16 protein-coding genes are annotated in these 15906 nt (G+C 63.9%); 2 read left to right on the top strand and 14 right to left on the bottom strand.

The genetic code is table 11. The annotated features are described in order from the left end of the window. Window positions 1-18: 18 nt before the first annotated feature. From VN934_07770 to VN934_07730, 9 genes are all read right to left on the bottom strand, one after another. The gene (locus tag VN934_07770; GenBank protein HXM18699.1) at window positions 19-708 is read right to left on the bottom strand and encodes an HD domain-containing protein; all 690 of its coding nucleotides are present in this window, start codon (window positions 706-708) and stop codon (window positions 19-21) included. Between the two features lie 10 nt (window positions 709-718). Beyond that, window positions 719-2779 (bottom strand): flagellar biosynthesis protein FlhA, encoded by a 2061-nt coding sequence (locus VN934_07765; GenBank protein HXM18698.1) that lies wholly within the window; start codon window positions 2777-2779, stop codon window positions 719-721. Further along, window positions 2776-3855: an EscU/YscU/HrcU family type III secretion system export apparatus switch protein gene (locus tag VN934_07760; protein ID HXM18697.1), complete on the bottom strand. Its 1080-nt coding sequence runs from the start codon at window positions 3853-3855 to the stop codon at window positions 2776-2778. The genes VN934_07765 and VN934_07760 overlap by 4 nt, the downstream gene beginning before the upstream one ends. Continuing rightward, the gene (locus VN934_07755; protein ID HXM18696.1) at window positions 3852-4562 is read right to left on the bottom strand and encodes a flagellar biosynthetic protein FliR; all 711 of its coding nucleotides are present in this window, start codon (window positions 4560-4562) and stop codon (window positions 3852-3854) included. Before VN934_07755 ends, VN934_07760 begins: the two co-directional genes overlap by 4 nt. Window positions 4563-4591: 29 nt before the next feature. Beyond that, window positions 4592-4861: a flagellar biosynthetic protein FliQ gene (locus tag VN934_07750; protein ID HXM18695.1), complete on the bottom strand. Its 270-nt coding sequence runs from the start codon at window positions 4859-4861 to the stop codon at window positions 4592-4594. A 20-nt stretch (window positions 4862-4881) separates the two neighbouring features. Further along, entirely contained in the window at window positions 4882-5538 is a 657-nt protein-coding gene (locus VN934_07745) for a flagellar type III secretion system pore protein FliP (protein HXM18694.1), read from the bottom strand. Next, entirely contained in the window at window positions 5535-5870 is a 336-nt protein-coding gene (locus VN934_07740) for a FliM/FliN family flagellar motor switch protein (protein HXM18693.1), read from the bottom strand. The genes VN934_07745 and VN934_07740 overlap by 4 nt, the downstream gene beginning before the upstream one ends. After that, window positions 5867-6493, bottom strand: a complete 627-nt coding sequence (locus VN934_07735) for a FliM/FliN family flagellar motor C-terminal domain-containing protein (protein ID HXM18692.1) — start codon at window positions 6491-6493, stop codon at window positions 5867-5869. The genes VN934_07740 and VN934_07735 overlap by 4 nt, the downstream gene beginning before the upstream one ends. A 116-nt stretch (window positions 6494-6609) precedes the next feature. Then, window positions 6610-7350 (bottom strand): hypothetical protein, encoded by a 741-nt coding sequence (locus tag VN934_07730; GenBank protein HXM18691.1) that lies wholly within the window; start codon window positions 7348-7350, stop codon window positions 6610-6612. A 603-nt stretch (window positions 7351-7953) separates the two neighbouring features. Between VN934_07730 and VN934_07725 the strand changes: the two genes are divergently transcribed. After that, a complete protein-coding gene (locus VN934_07725; GenBank protein HXM18690.1) occupies window positions 7954-8970 on the top strand; it encodes a hypothetical protein in 1017 nt (338 codons plus the stop codon). A 21-nt stretch (window positions 8971-8991) separates the two neighbouring features. Here VN934_07725 and VN934_07720 read toward each other — a convergent pair whose 3' ends face one another. From VN934_07720 to VN934_07705, 4 genes are all read right to left on the bottom strand, one after another. After that, window positions 8992-10110, bottom strand: coding sequence for an ABC transporter ATP-binding protein (locus VN934_07720; GenBank protein ID HXM18689.1), 1119 nt, complete (start codon window positions 10108-10110; stop codon window positions 8992-8994). Next, window positions 10107-10934, bottom strand: coding sequence for an ABC transporter permease (locus VN934_07715; protein ID HXM18688.1), 828 nt, complete (start codon window positions 10932-10934; stop codon window positions 10107-10109). Before VN934_07715 ends, VN934_07720 begins: the two co-directional genes overlap by 4 nt. Next, window positions 10915-11634 carry a molybdate ABC transporter substrate-binding protein gene (modA, locus tag VN934_07710; protein HXM18687.1) on the bottom strand — a complete coding sequence of 240 codons (720 nt, stop codon included), beginning with the start codon at window positions 11632-11634 and terminating at the stop codon, window positions 10915-10917. Before modA ends, VN934_07715 begins: the two co-directional genes overlap by 20 nt. A 103-nt stretch (window positions 11635-11737) precedes the next feature. Beyond that, complete coding sequence (locus tag VN934_07705) at window positions 11738-13303, bottom strand: peptidylprolyl isomerase (protein ID HXM18686.1); 1566 nt, start codon at window positions 13301-13303, stop codon at window positions 11738-11740. Window positions 13304-13420: 117 nt separating this feature from the next. On the opposite strand from VN934_07705, the gene VN934_07700 reads away from it, so the two are divergent. After that, window positions 13421-13699, top strand: a complete 279-nt coding sequence (locus VN934_07700) for a KGG domain-containing protein (protein HXM18685.1) — start codon at window positions 13421-13423, stop codon at window positions 13697-13699. Between the two features lie 38 nt (window positions 13700-13737). Here the strand turns inward: VN934_07700 and rpoD are convergent, their stop codons facing one another. Continuing rightward, window positions 13738-15462, bottom strand: coding sequence for an RNA polymerase sigma factor RpoD (rpoD, locus tag VN934_07695; GenBank protein ID HXM18684.1), 1725 nt, complete (start codon window positions 15460-15462; stop codon window positions 13738-13740). Window positions 15463-15906: the final 444 nt, after the last annotated feature.

The following is a 15906-nucleotide window of genomic DNA, read 5'->3' as shown; positions in this document are numbered from 1 at the left end:
TGGAAAAAGCCCTGAGCTTTAGCGCAGCGTGGTGCCGTTGACGATGACGCTGAAGTCGCAGCCGAGAAAGCGCGCCGCCGCGTCGCTCATGGCGAAGCGCTGGTTGAAAAGAGCGTTGATGTCCTCGCGCGTGCCGATCGCTTCGTCGACCGACAGGCGCAGCGCGATCATCTTTTCCGCGCCGTCCACATCGAGCTCCGCCTTGGTCACCGCGAAGTTCACCTTGTCGTGGATGTCGAAGGCTTGCGGATCGCGCGTCCGGACGCGCGAGCGATGGACGTCCGCCTTGTCGGCGAGGATCAGCGCCGCGCTGTGCGCGCTGACCGGAACGCCGAGTTCCGTCTCGTCGTGATTGCCGATGGCAGCCATGACTTCGGCTGCGTCCATCGTTGACACGCCGCGCGCTACCAGCAGTTGATACGCGAGCAATGCGCCCGCAGCGGCGTGCGTGTTGCGGCCGGCGGCGTTGCCGATGTCGTGAAGCAAGCCGGAAACGGCGGCGAGATCGCAGGCATGTTCGTCGTGGCCAAGCTCTCTGAGCACGCGCGCCGCCGTGACGGCGACGAGCGTGACATGCCGTCGGCCGTGGTCGGTATAGCCGAGCGCAGCCGCCACGTTGTCCGCCTTCTCAATGAGGGCCAGGACGTCGGGGTCGTGTCGGAGCGTTTCGAACAGCGAAGGGTGGATCGGTATTGCGGGTTGTTGCATCTGTTTGTGGTTAACGTGGTTCGATGGCGACCGTTTCCTTTACTTCGATGGTATACCCAGGCGCGACCTCGGCCAGTCCTAAAATGGAGGCGTCAAGCGACGCCGATTCGACGAAGCGCGCGAGCGGCAGCCTGAGGGGCTGGGTGCAAACGAAGACCGCTCGACCGTTCCAGCGTTCGACGCAACTTCGCATTGAATCGTGAAGCTTCCGAGCATGAGCCGCGTCCAAGCCGAGGAGTGGTCCGCGGTCGGTCTGTACGATCGAGTCTGAGAGGTTGCTTTCCGCTTCCGCGGTGAGCGCCGCCACGGCAATGACATCGGCGGGTCCGGCGAGCCATGCGCATATCGCAGGAGCGAGGCGGCGTCGCGCGGCCTCGCCGATCGACGACGCATCTTTGCTGTGCTCGGATTCGTCGGCTAGCGTCTCGAGCACGACGACGAGGTCGCGAATCGAGACACCCTCGCGCACGAGATGCTGCAGAACCCGCTGCACCAGACCAAGACCGGCGAGTTCGGGAACAACGCCTTTGACCGCAGCCGGATGCGTGCGCCGCACGTGATCGAGCAGCAGTTGCACTTCCTGTCGTCCGAGGAGCGCCGAAGCATGAGCGCGCGCGACGGCGCCCAGTTTGCTCGTCAACACAGCGATTGGATCGACGATCGTGGCGTGCGACTCAGCTTCCTGTTGCCGAGCCTCATCCGGAGGCAGCCAGCGCGACGCCGCGCCGGTGACCGGATCGAGCGTCGCCTCGCCTGGGAGCTGAGAGAGGGCGGCAGGCGATGCGAGCGCGAGCGCGCGATCGGGATACATCTGACCGTGAGCCACCACGCGATCGCGCACCCGAATCGCAAAACCGCGCGATGGAAGGCGCAAGTCGTCGCGCACGTGCACGCCCGGCAGCACGATGCCCAGTTCGAGCGCCAGCGCGCGGCGCAGGTTCCCGATTCTTTGCAGGAGCGCGGTCCCTGCCGGCTCGTCTAAGAGCGGCAGCAGCGCTTCGCCGACGTCGATCCCTAACTGCTCGACGCCGAGCAGCGCGACGGCGCTCTCCGGCTTACCCGCCTCGACCCGACGGCGACGAGAGTCGGCGGCGAGTTCCTCGCGGCGCCGCTTTTCGCGCGCGCGCCCGGCCGCCGCTCCCGCAATCACTCCGGCCGCTCCCAGCGCGCCGAACGCCATGTGAGGCAAGCCGGGCACCAGCGCGAGACCGAGCATCGTGGCGCCGACCAGCCTCAGGGCGGCGGGGTAGCGTAAGATCTGCCGCGCGAGATCGTCACTCACGCTGTCCCCCGATGAGGCGCGCGTGACCATGACACCCATCGCCGTGGAGAGCAAGAACGCGGGCAGGGTCGTCGCCAACGCGTTCCCGATCGAGAGCAACGTGTAGGTTTGCGCCGCTGCACTGAGATCGAGATGCTTGGCGAGCACTCCGATACCGATGCCGGCAACGATGTTGATCACGACGATGATCAAAGCGGCGATCGCGTCGCCACGGACGAATTTCCCAGCGCCGTCCATGGCGCCGTAAAAGTCGGCCTCCATTTGAATCGCTCGGCGGCGGGCTCGCGCAGCGCTCGCGTCCACGATGCCCGCGTGCAGGTCCGCGTCGATGGCCATTTGTTTGCCGGGCATGGCATCCAACGTGAACCTCGCGGCGACCTCGGCCACGCGCTGCGCGCCATTGGTGACGACGACCAGCTGTACCACGATGAGAATGCAGAACAGGAGCAAGCCCACGACGACATTGCCGCGCATGACGAAGTCGCCAAACGCAGGGATGACCGTGCCGACGCCACCGGCTTGATCGCCTTGCGTGAGGATCAAGCGTGTTGCCGAAACGTCCAAGCTCAAGCGGAATAGCGTCGCTACGAGCAGCAGCGTCGGAAAGGCCGCGAGATCAAGCGGATCGGGCACCATGAGCGCAAGCACGAGCACGGCAGCCGCACCCATGACATCGAGCGCGAGCAGCGCGTCAAGAAGCGCGGGCGGTAGCGGCACGACGAGCATTGCGATTATCGACAGCACCACCACCGCCAACGCAACACCGCTTGAGGTTTGGGGTTCTTTCATGCGTCCGTCTCGGCGCCCGCGAGCGAGCCGCGCGTGCGCACGATCCAGATGAAGATCGCAGCGACGGCGGCGTAGCACTCTTCAGGGATCGGCGCACCGTGCTCCGCGCGAGCGTATAAGGTGCGCGCTAAATCCGGTGATTCAACGATTGGAACGGCGTACCGTTCGGCGGCAGCGCGAACAGCGTGCGCGGCGAGATCGGCGCCCCGAGAGACGACGATCGGGACGTCGATCCCCGGTGGCGCGTAGCGCAAGGCGATGGCGAGGTGCGTGGGATTCGTGACCACCGCGGTGGCGCGGCGGACCGCCGATATGTCGACGGCGCGAACGCGCGTAGCGAGCGACCTTCGGCGAGATTTGACTTCCGGCCGCCCCTCAGCCTCAGCGCGTTCGTCTCGCAACTCGCGCATCGACATCTTGAGATTCGCCGCGAAGCGGCGCCGCTGGATGACGACGTCGGCTAGCGCGACGATTCCGAGCGAAATCGCGGCTCGCTGCCAGCTCGTCTTGAGCGCTTCTCCCAACGCCGCCGCGCTCTCCGGGAACGGTGCGCCGAGCATCGCTGCCCCGATCAGCGACGCCACACACGGTTCCGCCGCCCAGCCTAGCGCGGCGATGCACACGGCTATCATGATGACCTGCATGGGTGCGCCGCGTGGGAGCAGTTGCGCGACACCGGCAGACCAGGCGAGACGTCTCCACGTCGGTCGGAGCGCTCCTGGGCTATACCCTAGCGCCCCGCATGCCGCCGCTATCATGGTGGCTGCGAGCCAGCTCGCGAGTGCGGCGAGGCCTGCGACTATCCAAAGATCGCGCAGAGACCAGGCGACGTGCAGCGCCGCGAAGAGAGCAGCGACATCGTGGTCGCGCGACGCCACCGCAGCGGCGCCGACCGTCCGGCGAAACATGAAGACCCATGTGCGCATGCCTGCCGGGACCGCGGCAAAGGGCAGCGCTGTCGCAGAAACCGTAAATGCGGCGACAGCGAGTGCGCTGTACGGATTTTGCCCCTGGGCGCGAGCACGCGCGAGTTTTTTTGGCGTCGCCGCTTCGGTGCGTTCTTGCGCCTCGTTCACGGAAAAAGGGCGCGCGTCGCGCCCACGCTGCGGCCGGCGATGCCGATGAGCTCCGGGAAGAAGACCCGTATTCCCACCAGCACGCCGGCAATGGCCAGCAGACTTCCCATTGCGGAGGCGAGCAGCATGCCGTTTGATCGCGGCGCGACCCGAGCGATCGCCGCACACACGATCGCCGATATCGTCTGAGCGAAGATAGCCGGCGCTGCAAGCCCAAGTGCGGCGCGGAAGCCGGCATCGACGACTTCGCTCATCGAACTTGTGGTTGGCGCGGGCCCAGCCGACGCGCGCACCGCTTCCACGAAAACACTGATGAGCTGGGTCGCTGCGCCGCCGCTGAACATCGCGACGGCGTAGCCGAGCGCGTATATCGACCCGAATGGCCCAAGACTGGAGCCGAAAAGCCTTGCTCCTCCGGTCGGAGGCGAGGCAAGTGCGGCGTCGATCGTTGCGCCGGCGGCCGAAGCTGCATTGGCGACGAGCGCCGCGCACAAGCCGCAAGCCGCTCCGGTGAACACCAGAGGGGGCGTTTGGCGCAGGAAAGTGTCAAGCCATGCCGTGCTTTGCGCGGCAGACGGATGCGCATCTGCCACGAGCGGCGCTAGCGTCAGCGCGAGTGCGGTTCGGATCAGCGACGGCACAGCTCCCTTGACGACCAGCGGCGTCGTCGCCGCGAAAGCCGCGCAGCCGCAGAAGGCGGCGGCCAGGTCAGCGCCGACAGGGCCTCCCGACGGGCTCAGTGCCCCACCATTTTGGGCAGCGCCGCAAGCGCGTTCACCATCAAGCGCACGAGCAGCGAAAGCCCGGTCGCGCCACCTAGCGAGAGCACCGCGGCGATGGCTATGAGCTTGGGCAAGAACGACACATTTTGATCTTGCACTTGGACGACCGTCTGAAGCACGCCGATCACGATACCGACGAGCGCCACGACAGCGACGAGCGGCACCGCCAACAAAAGCGCGACCTCGAGCGCCGTCACGAAAAGGCGCACTGCGGTTTCCTCCATTGCGTGCCTCTCTTAAGCCCTTATCGAAAAGACGCCACCAACGAACCGCACACGAGCGTCCAGCCGTCCGCTACGACAAAAAGCAACAACTTGAGCGGCAGCGCGATCGAAGCGGGCGAGACCATGAACATCCCAAGCGACATCATCACCGCGGCGACGACGACGTCGATCACGGCGAAGGGCAGCGCGAGCGCGAAGCCCATCGCAAAGGCCGTGCGCAGTTCGCTTATCATGAAGGCCGGCGCAACGATTCGAAAGGGCGCCTCGGCGGTGCCAGCGATGCGGACTCGCGCCATGCGAGCAAAAGCTGCGACGTCGGATGCTCGAGTTTGCCGAACCATGAATGATCGGAGCGGCTCGGTGCCCCGTTCGAGCGCCTGAGCGGTGCTCGCCCGGTGCGCTAAATACGGTTGCACCGCGGCGTGGTCAATCGCTGCGATCGTCGGCGACATCACCGCGCCGCTCAGCAACAGCGAGAGCGCGATGATAACCGCGTTCGGGGGTAGAGCCGAGGAGCCAAGTGCCGACCGTAGCAAACCGAGCACGACCACAATCCGGGTGAACGATGTGACGGAAACCGCCAAGAGTGGAACGAGGCCCAAGCCGAAAAACATCACGAGCAGCTCGACGGGCGAGCCACGACCAGACGATCCCGCCACGTGGAGGACGTCGTTCATGCTATCGGGTTGTCGGTTCGCGGACGATCGAAGATTTCGGCGATCTCGACTGCGAGCGAACCGTCCTCAAGCTCTACGATGTCACCACCCGCCAGAGCGGTCCCATTGACAAGCACGTGCACGGGCGCATTGGCACGAGCGCTAAGCGGCACGATGGCGCCGGGCGCGAAATCCATGACCTCACCGATCGTGCATCGCGCCGATCCAAGCAGAACGGTGATCGCAACTTCAATGTCGGCTATAACCAAGGATTGCCGAGTCGATTGGGCCCGTTCTTCCGGCGCGTGCACCTCCGCCGAGGGGACGTCACCATTGCGTACAGAGGTGCTCATGGGGAGTTCGCCAGACGGACCGCGCGTTTTCCATCGCACATGCCGAGTTCGCCTGTGGCCACGAGCATGCGATCTACCTTCAACTGGGCTTTCGATCGCCCGGAAGCCCCGACTGGGATGACGCAACCGGGGCACCACTCTTGCATGCTGCGAAGCGCGAAGGTCATGGGTGCGAGTTCAACGCGAAGGTCGATTGGCACAGCGCGTATCTGCAGGGGCTGCGGCGGCGGCGTTGGTGGCGCGAGCGCCGCTGCTGCAAACAATTGAATCGTCGAGCGGCCGGGCCGCGCGCCCACGACATCTATGCCGCAGCGCCACATGCCCCTGGCCGGCGGGCGCTCCTGATGCTCTTCAGTCATCTTTTGATTCGAGGCGCCCAGCAGACACGACAGCGATTCGGAGACAATCGTGCGCTCGACGGAAGTGAGCGTGGGCGCGCCGGGGCCTCCCAGAACGAACTCGAGCAACGAGCGCTGCGATCGAGCGTCGAGCACGCACCAGATCAGCTTCTCTTCAACGAGGAAACGCCAGACCCGGTCACCGGCCGCTTCCTGTTCGACGTAACCCTCGAGCGTTGCCGGGTGGTAGGTCGTTCGCAGTTCGCAGCGGGCTATGTCTCGCACTCGAGCGTCAACGCCTTCGGCCAGCGATAGCAGAACTTCGGGAGCGTCGTCCTTGATCGACGATGGCCGGTGACGACCAGGTCTACACCATCCCGGTGTACGCACTCGACGCCGGCTCACTTCACGAGACCGAGCGCCGTCTTCACGCATTGATCATTGGCTCCGGCCATGGCGGCTGCAAGCTCACCCCTTCTGCGCAGCATCCACAATCGAGCGAGGTCGCCTTGGAGATCAATGCTAGGGGCGGCCAGCGCGTGCGGCCGTAGCGTCCCTCCATTTAGCGTGCCCGGTCGGATGAAGAGCGGCGCTCCAGCTGCGCGTGTATAGTGAAGAGTTTCGTCCGCGGCGAGCGCTAGACGTTCGGGCGCCGGAAAGATCGCCAGCGCCAGCCGGCCGAGAGGAATGAACTCTCGTGAGCGAGCGCGCGACTTCGGATCATTCTTGTTCACTTCGCCGCTCCAAGCGCCGTTCTCGTCGATCCGATAATTCTCAAAGCGGCGCGAGGTGACGGCGCCGAAGGTGACGGCGAGCGGCCGCAAGTCTCCCTCGTCTCCTTGGTCGGCTGAGAAGCCCAACACCGATCGCCCGTTGTCGTCAAGCAGCCGCCCGTGGTCGTCGACGTGAAACTTCCCGAGTCGGGTATACGCACGGGCCCCTGCTTCCTGGAGCACAAAGAGGCCCGGCCCCTCAATGGCGACTGACAAAGGCGACGCGCTCGGTATATACGTTTCAGCGGTTCCGGTCGGTTGTGCTACGAGCACGCCGGCACGGTCGGGCGCGTGGCCTATGGCGCCCGGACTTGCGGCTCGGCGAGCATCCGACATTATCGTCTTGACCTCGGCCCCTAAATCGCTCATCGCGTTTCTCGCGCGCTCCGGGGACGCACTTCCGCGATCGCCGCCTGCACGCTGCCGGCGTTCACGAGGCCATGCACGACTCTGTCGCCGCACCTCAGCGTGAAGCGCATGGGCGCAGCGCTGCGTCGCGCGGCCCGGTCTTGTGGTCGGCGATCGGGATTAGCGAGCCGAATCGTCGGGCGCGTTTCGCTTTGCGTCGTCCGGAGCGGACGAGCGGCTCTACTCCGCCCGGTGTGGATCGCGCTTTCAGGCCGCGCAGTCAGACTTGCCGATGCGAACTGCTTCGCCGCTGGGAGTGGTTGCGGCCCTGTCTGCTCGACCCGCTGTGCTTCGGCTACGGCGCGCTTGAACGCACTGACGCGAGAGCGCAATCCGTATGCCGAGCGTTCAGCCAGCGAAAACGAGCCATCGGATCGGTAGGCTCCTTCAAAGAGAAAGCTGCGGTCTGCAAATCCGGATTGCAGGGCGTTTGCACGTGACTCCTGCTGGTACATTGCGGACCATGCTAGGCGCGGTCGGTTTCGGCAATATGAACGCAGGGCGTCCGAGAGGAGTTAGCCTACATGTTATGATACTTGTGGTAGGTCTGCGGAGGGCACTGCCATGAAGAGATCTATTGCTCTATTGTCTTTAGCGGCATTTTCGTTGCTTGTCGCGTTTTTCGTCGCAGCACTTGTCGCATGCACTAGTGGGGGCGGAATTGCCTTTGCTCCTCCGACTCCTTTCCCCGCTCCGACGCTTGCCGCTGAGTATAACACCACGACAGCACTAAGCCATCCGCGCGGCATCGTCGCCGGCCCCGACGGCAATCTCTGGTTTGACGAAATTGGTGTCAGCAAGATCGGCAGGATCACGACGGGCGGGACCATCACCGAGTTTGACACTACGACCGCAGCCAGCGGTCCGCACGACATCGCCGCCGGTCCCGACGGCAATCTCTGGTTTACCGAACTTAGTGTCAGCAAGATCGGTAAGATCACGACCAGCGGGAGCGTCACCGAGTATAACACTACCACGGCAAGCGCCCGTCCGGCAGGCATCGCCAAGGGTCCCGACGGCAATCTCTGGTTTACCGAAAATCTTGTCAGCAAGATCGGTAAGATCACGACCGGCGGGAGCGTCACCGAGTATAACACGACGACAGCAAGCGCCGGTCCGCACGGCATCGTCGCCGGTCTCGACGGCAATCTCTGGTTTTGCGAAGAACAGGCCAGCAAGATCGGTAAGATCACGACCAGCGGGAGCGTCACCGAGTATAACACGACGACAGCAAACAGCTCACCGGGCTTCATCGCCGTCGGACCCGACGGCAATCTCTGGTTTACCGAAGAAGTTGCCAGCAAGATCGGTAAGATCACGACCGGCGGGACCGTCACCGAGTATGACACTCTGACAGCAAGCGCCGGCCCGCACGACATCGTCGCCGGTCCCGACGGCAATCTCTGGTTTACCGAAGCTAATGTCGACAAGATCGGCAGGATCACGACCGGCGGGACCGTCACCGAGTATAACAGCGCTACGACAACAAACAGCCTTCCGACAGCCATCGCCGTCGGTATCGACGGCAATCTCTGGTTTACCGAAGGTAGAGGCGACAAGGTCGGTAAGTTTTTGCCCTGAGCCGCGGCGCCGAGTTGGCAGTTAGATGACCCGGACTTCGCCGGCTTTGAATGTGGCGTGTAACCTCTGGCCCAACTCGATGTGCAGGTCGGCGACGGCTTGAGCGGTGACGCGCGCGACGATGGGCGGCACTGCGGCGATGTGAACGAGGAGCGCGCCGCGATCGGCGAGGATGCGCTCTACCGGACCGTTGATGTGATTGCGCGCCGAGGTCAGCGGAGCTTCCCTCGAAAGCGTCACAGCGTCCGGATCGACCAGGATAGCAACAGGCCCGGACCACTCGCCGCGCACCACGAAGTCCACTGAACCAACGCGTACCGCGCTGGTGCCGTCGGCGGCTGGCCTCGCCGTGCCGCGGTACAGATTCGTTCCGGCGAATGAGGCGACGTACTCGCTGGCGGGGCGTTCGCGAAGATCGGCGAGCGTGCCGCGCTGCACCGCCTTGCCGTTCTCGATGACGACGAATCGTTCTGCGAAGACCATCGCCTCGGCCGGCTCGTGGGTCACAAGGACCGTCGCTGCACCCGTCTCCGTTATCGCCCGGCGCAGCGCTTCGCGTACTATCGGGCGAAGGCGCACGTCGAGCGCTGCAAGCGGCTCGTCGAGCAGCAACACGGCGGGGTGCAGGGCGACCGCTCGCGCCAGCGCCACGCGCTGTTCCTCGCCGCCCGAGAGGCTCGACGTTCGACGCTCGGCCAGATGGCCCGCTCCGACCACGTCAAGCGCGCGCTTCGCTTCGCGGTGTGCTTCGGTCGCGCTCAGGCCGGCGGCGAGCGGACCGAACGCGGCGTTGTCCAGTGCCGACATGTGCGCGAAGAGCGCGTAGCGCTGGAAAACCATGGCGACGTCGCGTCGCTGCGCCGGCACGAAGGCGTGACGTTCGGTATCCAACCACGTCGCGCTGCCCGCGCGAATGGAGCCGCGCTGGGGTCGCTCCAACCCCGCGAGGCAGCGCAACGCGGTGGTCTTGCCCGCGCCGCTCTCTCCGACAATGGCGATGGTTTCGCCGCGCTCGACGTCGAGCGCAAATTCGAGGTCCCAATCCCCGCGGCGCAGGGTGACGTCGGCGGTTAGGAACGGACTTGAGGAGTCAGCAGGAGCTAAAGCTCCTGCTCCACTGGGTCCTGCTCTATTGGTCATGTCGGGAGGGTGCGGGCGGAGAGAAGCCGCGCCGCGAGGAGTACGATGAACGACACCGCGAGAAGCGCGATGGCGATGGCGATGGCGGTCTCGATGCTCGATTGGCCTTCGGTGTAGACCGCGATCGGCATAGTCTGCGTGACGCCGGGCAGGCTGCCCGCAAAGGTGATGGTCGCGCCGAATTCGCCCAGTGCGCGCGCCCATGCAAGCGCGAGCCCGGCGCCCAACGCGGGCAGTGCAGGCGGGAGCGCCACGCGCAGCAGTGCGTATGCGGTCGATGCGCGCAGCGTAGCCGCTGCGTCGAGCACGTCGGGATCGACCCGCTCGAGCGCGTTCTTCGCCGTCACGATGTACAGCGGCGCGGCGACGAACACTTGCGCCAGCACTACTGCTGCGCCGGTAAAAGGAAGCTCGATGCCGGCCATGCGCAGCGCATGGCCGAGCAGACCCATGCGCCCGAACGCCAGCAGCAGCGCGAGGCCTGCCACCACCGGCGGCAGCACAATCGGCAGCGTGACGATCGTGTCGAGCACGGCCCGGCCGCGAAACGGACGGCTCAGCAGCGCCGCGACGGGCGTGCCGAACACGGCGATGATGAGCGCGGCCGCGGCAGTTGTTTCGAGCGACACCCAAAGCGCCTGTTGGACGATCGGGTTGTGGAATTGAGCGAGGATCGCCGCCGGCGATGCGTGCGTGAAGAGCGCGGCCAGCGCCACCACGATCGTCGCCATGAAGACAGCGGCCAACGCGAAGGAAAGCCAGTTCAGCAGTCCGTCGCGCGCTCCGGCGCGCCGGCGCGCGCCGCTAAGGCTTGCGGAAGCCAAGTTGTTCGAGCGCCGACTGGCCGACCGGGGATGTCACGAACAACACGAACTCTCGCGCGAGCTGCGCGTTGGCGCTGCCTTTCACGATGGCCATCGGGTAGATGACCGGGTCCTGATCCTCATCCGGAATCGGGAAGTTGCGAAAATGGACGCCGGACGCCATCACGACGTCGGTCGCGTAGACGATGCCGGCGTCGGCTTCACCCAGATTGATCTTCGTGACCACCGACTCAACGTTTTGCTCCTGCGTCACCACGTTGCGCATCACTTGCGCCGCGTAGTTCGGCCAAAAGCGCTGGTCCGCGCTCATGCGTTGGAGCACGATCCGCGTGTACCGCCCGCAGGGCACTTGCTCGGCGCAGATCGCGAGCTTCAGGCCATCGTGCGTGAGATCGCGCAGGCTGTGGATGTCGATATCGAACTGCATGATCGCCACGAGCGAGTTGCCGGCGAAATTGACCGGCGGCTCGACGAGACCGGCCGAAACGGCCTTGTCCATGATGCGCTTGTCGGCGCTTGCGAAAACGTCGGCCGGCGCGCCGTTGGCGATCTGCGTCTCGAGGATCTGACTGCCGTCGAAACTGAGGCGCACGCTGACCCCCGGGTGCTCCGCTTCGAAGCGCTGCCCGATCTGCGTGAACGCGTTGTGCAGCGAAGCCGCCGCGAAGACGGTGAGCGTGATGCTTGCGAGAAAGCCCATCGCAGAGATTTCGCGTGGAGGGCGGGACAGTGCTTGTGCACGGCGCACAATCCGGGGCTAAAGCCCCCGCACTACATTCGGAGCGGTATATTGGGGGTCCGGTTTATTGGGGGTTGTAGTGGACTTCGTCCGTGCGCAGCTGCGCCTCGATCTCCGGCGTCTGCAGCGATACCGGCTCGCAGCGATACATGCGCGCGACGACGTCCGAAGGGTTCTTGAAGTCGGTCGGGTCGTGTTTTTGGATGGCGTAAACCACGGCCATGCCCTTGACCACGCGCCCGAAGGTGGAGAAGGCCTCGTCGAGATGCAGCTGCGGGGATTGCGTGATGTAGTACTGGCTGCCGGCGGAATCGAAGATCGGCGTGTTCTTGACGTTATCGTAGTCCAGCCCGAGCGCAAGCATGCCGGTCAGTTGCTCGACCGGATTCACTTCGTCCGGCACGTTGAAACCGGGCCCGCTGGGCAGATTGGCCTTGCCGTTGCTCGGGTCGCCGCCTTGGATGACGAAATCCCAAATCACGCGGTTGATCGTCGTGCCGTTGTAAAAACCTTTATCGACCAAGTTCAGGAACGCGTCGACATGATACGGCGCGACGTCCGGGAACAGCTCGACCACGATCACGCCTTTGTTCGCGACGATCGCCACTTGCGGATGATCGCCGATCGGCGCGCCGGACGGCAGCGCCTTCGGTTCGGTCTGATCGTCGCGCGGAACCGGCGGCTGCGTGAGGTTCACGGGCGTCGGATCCTTCATCGCGTCAAGCGCGTTGCGCACCTCGACGCGGACGCGCCACGAGGGATCGTTGGCCAGCAGGCGCACCGACACCGCGAAGGTACGGTCCTTCACCTTGGCGATCGCCTTGAGCGCCATGAGCCGCACCAGTTCCTGGTTGTCCGTGAGCATGTAGCGCAGCACGCTGCCCGAGGTCGTGGCATAGCTGCGATAGATCGCCCACGCCAGGCGCCATTTGGTCTCCGGATTGCGTTCGCCGCTGATCACCGAGGCCAGCGTCTTGGCGATGGCCGTCTTGCGCGCGATGGTGATCTCAGGTTTGCCGGTCAGACCGGCCAGCCCCAAGCCGATGGCCGCCTTTCCGCGCATGTATGCGTCGCGCGAGTACAGCAATTGCGTCAAGACGTCCACGGCGGCGTCGCCGCCGATGCGTCCGAGCGCGTCGGCCGCCGGGCCCGCGACTGCGGGAGGCGCGTGCAGCGCGGCCGCGTGCAGCGCATCCAGGGCGTTCGGCGATGCGATGACCCCCAATCCGAACGCCGCCGCTGCGCGAACCGATTCGGGGTACGCTCCGCCGAGCACGGCGATGAGCAGCGGCACGCCGGCCGGGTTGTGCAGCCTGCCAATCGCGATGGCGGCACGCGCTTGGACGGCGGCATCAGACGACTGCAGATACGGCTTGAGCGCGCTCGGCTGCGTCTTGCGATTGCGTTCGAGGTTTCCGATGATGCCGAACGGGGAGTCATTTGGCGCGCTGGGGGTCGGCGCCGATACGGTGGGCGCAGCGGTCGGATGCGCCATCCCCGAGGCCATCGGCGTCGGCTGCGGCGCCGTCGTGGCGCTGCCGGTGGCGAGGGCCGAGCCCGCAAGGACGGGCAGCGCGCAGACCGCAGCGATGACCAGTAGCGTCAAAAGCGTCGCTAAGCGGGAAGCCATGCGCCCAGGCTACGCCGCGTCGCTCCCCGTCGCCTTCGAGCGCCCGTTTAGTCAAGAGACCGACGGGGTACAGCCATTAATGTTATGGCTCTTTCCAGCATCAAACCAAATGGCGGCATGAGTGTTCGCGAGGCCGGCCGCAAGGGCGGCCAAATGGTGAAGGAACGCTACGGACCGGAGTTCTACGAGCGCATCGGCCGCAAGGGCGGCCAGGCCACCAAGAACAGCCACGGGCACGAGTTCTACGAGAACATCGGCAAGCTCGGTGGCCGCAAGGGCGGCGAGTCGACGCGCGCGCGGTACGGGCCGGAATTCTACGCGACGATCGGACAGATCGGCGGACAAAAAGTCCGCAAACTCATCGAGGCCGGCAAGAACAACCTAGAAGAAGAGTAATACGTTGTGGAACAGGACCTTTTAGGTCCTGTTCTCGCTTATTCCGTCTGCCAGTAATCCTTGAGCGCTTTGCCGCGGCTTGGGTGGCGCAGTTTGCGCAGCGCCTTGGCTTCGATTTGCCGGATGCGCTCGCGCGTCACGGCGAATGACTGGCCGACCTCCTCGAGCGTGTGTTCGGAGCCGTCATCGAGGCCGAAACGCATCTTGATGACTTTTTCCTCGCGCGGCGTCAGCGTTTTCAGGACGGACGAAGTCTGTTCTTTTAAATTCAGGTTGATGACCGCGTCAGAAGGCGAGACCACGGCCTTGTCCTCGATAAAATCGCCGAGATGCGAATCTTCTTCTTCGCCGATCGGCGTCTCCAGGGAAATCGGTTCCTGCGCGATTTTCAGAATCTTGCGCACCTTCGCCACGGGAATATCCATGCGCTTGGCGATTTCCTCGGAGGTCGGTTCGCGGCCGAGTTCCTGGACAAGCTGGCGGCTGGTGCGGATCAGCTTGTTGATCGTCTCGATCATGTGCACGGGGATGCGGATGGTGCGCGCCTGGTCGGCGATGGCGCGGGTGATAGCCTGGCGGATCCACCACGTGGCATAGGTGGAGAACTTGTAGCCGCGGCGCCACTCGAATTTGTCCACGGCCTTCATCAGGCCGATGTTGCCTTCCTGAATCAAGTCCAAAAATTGCAATCCTCGATTGGTGTATTTTTTGGCGATGGAAACGACGAGGCGGAGGTTGGCCTCGATCAATTCTTTTTTGGCTTGCTCGGCTTCGGCTTCTCCCCGAAGTATCACCTGAAGCATGCGCTTCAAGTCGGTAAGGCCTGTTTCGCTGGTAACTTCGATTTCGCGCAGCTCGGTGCGGCGCGTGCGCAGTTCCTTGCGCGCTTCGGCGGCGTGGTCGCCTTTGGAGGCATCGGCGCGGCGCTCGAGCTTGCCGGCCTCGCGCTCCAGAGACTGCAGCCGCTCGACGGTGTGGCGGATTTTGTCGATGAGCCGCTTCTTCTCGAACAGGTGGAACTCGATCGAGCGCGCCAGTTGCGACATCTCGATGCGCAAGCGGGAAACGTGATACTTCGCGCGCAGGTAGGGGCGCTTCTTCGACTTCGTCATGCGCTCGAGCTTGGTGGCTTCCCTCAGACACTCGTTGTACAGTTTCGCGATCTTGTCGAGAACCTTGAGCGTTTTCTTGGTCTTGTTTTCGATCTTCTCTTCGGTCAGCTCTTCGTCGTCGAACTGGACGATTTCCTTGATCGAACGGGTGCCCTTGCGGAGGTCGTCTCCGATCGTCAGCAATTCTTTCAGGATGATCGGGGAGCGCGTAATCGTTTTGAGGACGAGCAGTTGCCCGCGCTCGATGCGCTTGGCGATGGCCACCTCGCCCTCGCGCGTCAACAGCGGCACGGTGCCCATTTCGCGCAGGTACATGCGAACCGGGTCGTTCGTCTTTTCGAGCATTCCCGGAGTGAGGTCGAGTTCGCTCGAGTCTTCCGCGACGGGGAGTTCGTCCTTGGATTCGATTTCAGGGGCTTCGGCTACGGTGGGATCGGCGGTCGCGCGGGCGGCTTTTGCCGCGGCAAGATCTTCGTAAATATCGATTCCGTATTTCTCAAAAGTGGAAAGAAGGTCGTCAATCTCCTCCGAGGAATGCACTTCGGCGGGCAGAATGTCATTTACTTCGTCATAGAGCAGGTACCCGCGCTCCTTGCCCATGGCAATGAGCTGCCGTACCTGGTCGTATTTCTCTTCAATAGCCAGCGCCAAAGGAGTCCTCCAAAAAGAATGCGAGAAGCAGCCCTTACACCGACGCAGAAATGCAAAACAGGCCCTGGATCAAGTATCGGCAAAATCCGCAACGACCGAAACTCAAGTTTCGTAACTCGTGCTCAAATTGACTCCGCATGCGCACCGGTGAGGTGATTCTTTGCCTCGTAAGCGATGGTTCCGACCCCCCGGCACCCCGATTTTGCAAGGGTGCTTTCCACACGCATTTAGATGCAAAGTGCTATTCGTGCGTTACGACGCCGCCGTGCCTAAACCGGATCAAGTTATCTGCTGGCGGGCAAATGCGTCAACTATTTTGTTTTGTGGGTATTAATCAATACAACCAAGACAAACGACTGGAGAGCCTTCTGTAGCGCAGGTTCAGCCTGTGGGTTTTTCTTCTCTCCCGAAAAGCCAAACGCCGTAGGCTGAAGGCTTGCGCTA

This window comes from Candidatus Tumulicola sp., from assembly GCA_035601835.1.
Taxonomy (GTDB): Bacteria; Vulcanimicrobiota; Vulcanimicrobiia; order Eremiobacterales; family Eremiobacteraceae; genus DATNNM01.
This window is presented reverse-complemented; position numbering and strand designations above follow the sequence as displayed.

What these genes read in the sequence shown, in the direction of transcription:
- VN934_07700 (HXM18685.1), top strand. Translation starts at nt 13,421, where the DNA reads ATGAGTGTTCGCGAGGCCGGCCGCAAGGGCGGCCAAATGGTGAAGGAA.
- VN934_07730 (HXM18691.1), bottom strand. Translation starts at nt 7,350, where the DNA reads ATGAGCGATTTAGGGGCCGAGGTCAAGACGATAATGTCGGATGCTCGC.
- VN934_07720 (HXM18689.1), bottom strand. Translation starts at nt 10,110, where the DNA reads ATGACCAATAGAGCAGGACCCAGTGGAGCAGGAGCTTTAGCTCCTGCT.
- VN934_07745 (HXM18694.1), bottom strand. Translation starts at nt 5,538, where the DNA reads ATGAACGACGTCCTCCACGTGGCGGGATCGTCTGGTCGTGGCTCGCCC.
- VN934_07750 (HXM18695.1), bottom strand. Translation starts at nt 4,861, where the DNA reads ATGGAGGAAACCGCAGTGCGCCTTTTCGTGACGGCGCTCGAGGTCGCG.
- VN934_07765 (HXM18698.1), bottom strand. Translation starts at nt 2,779, where the DNA reads ATGAAAGAACCCCAAACCTCAAGCGGTGTTGCGTTGGCGGTGGTGGTG.
- VN934_07740 (HXM18693.1), bottom strand. Translation starts at nt 5,870, where the DNA reads ATGAGCACCTCTGTACGCAATGGTGACGTCCCCTCGGCGGAGGTGCAC.
- modA (HXM18687.1), bottom strand. Translation starts at nt 11,634, where the DNA reads ATGGGCTTTCTCGCAAGCATCACGCTCACCGTCTTCGCGGCGGCTTCG.
- VN934_07725 (HXM18690.1), top strand. Translation starts at nt 7,954, where the DNA reads ATGAAGAGATCTATTGCTCTATTGTCTTTAGCGGCATTTTCGTTGCTT.
- VN934_07705 (HXM18686.1), bottom strand. Translation starts at nt 13,303, where the DNA reads ATGGCTTCCCGCTTAGCGACGCTTTTGACGCTACTGGTCATCGCTGCG.
- VN934_07770 (HXM18699.1), bottom strand. Translation starts at nt 708, where the DNA reads ATGCAACAACCCGCAATACCGATCCACCCTTCGCTGTTCGAAACGCTC.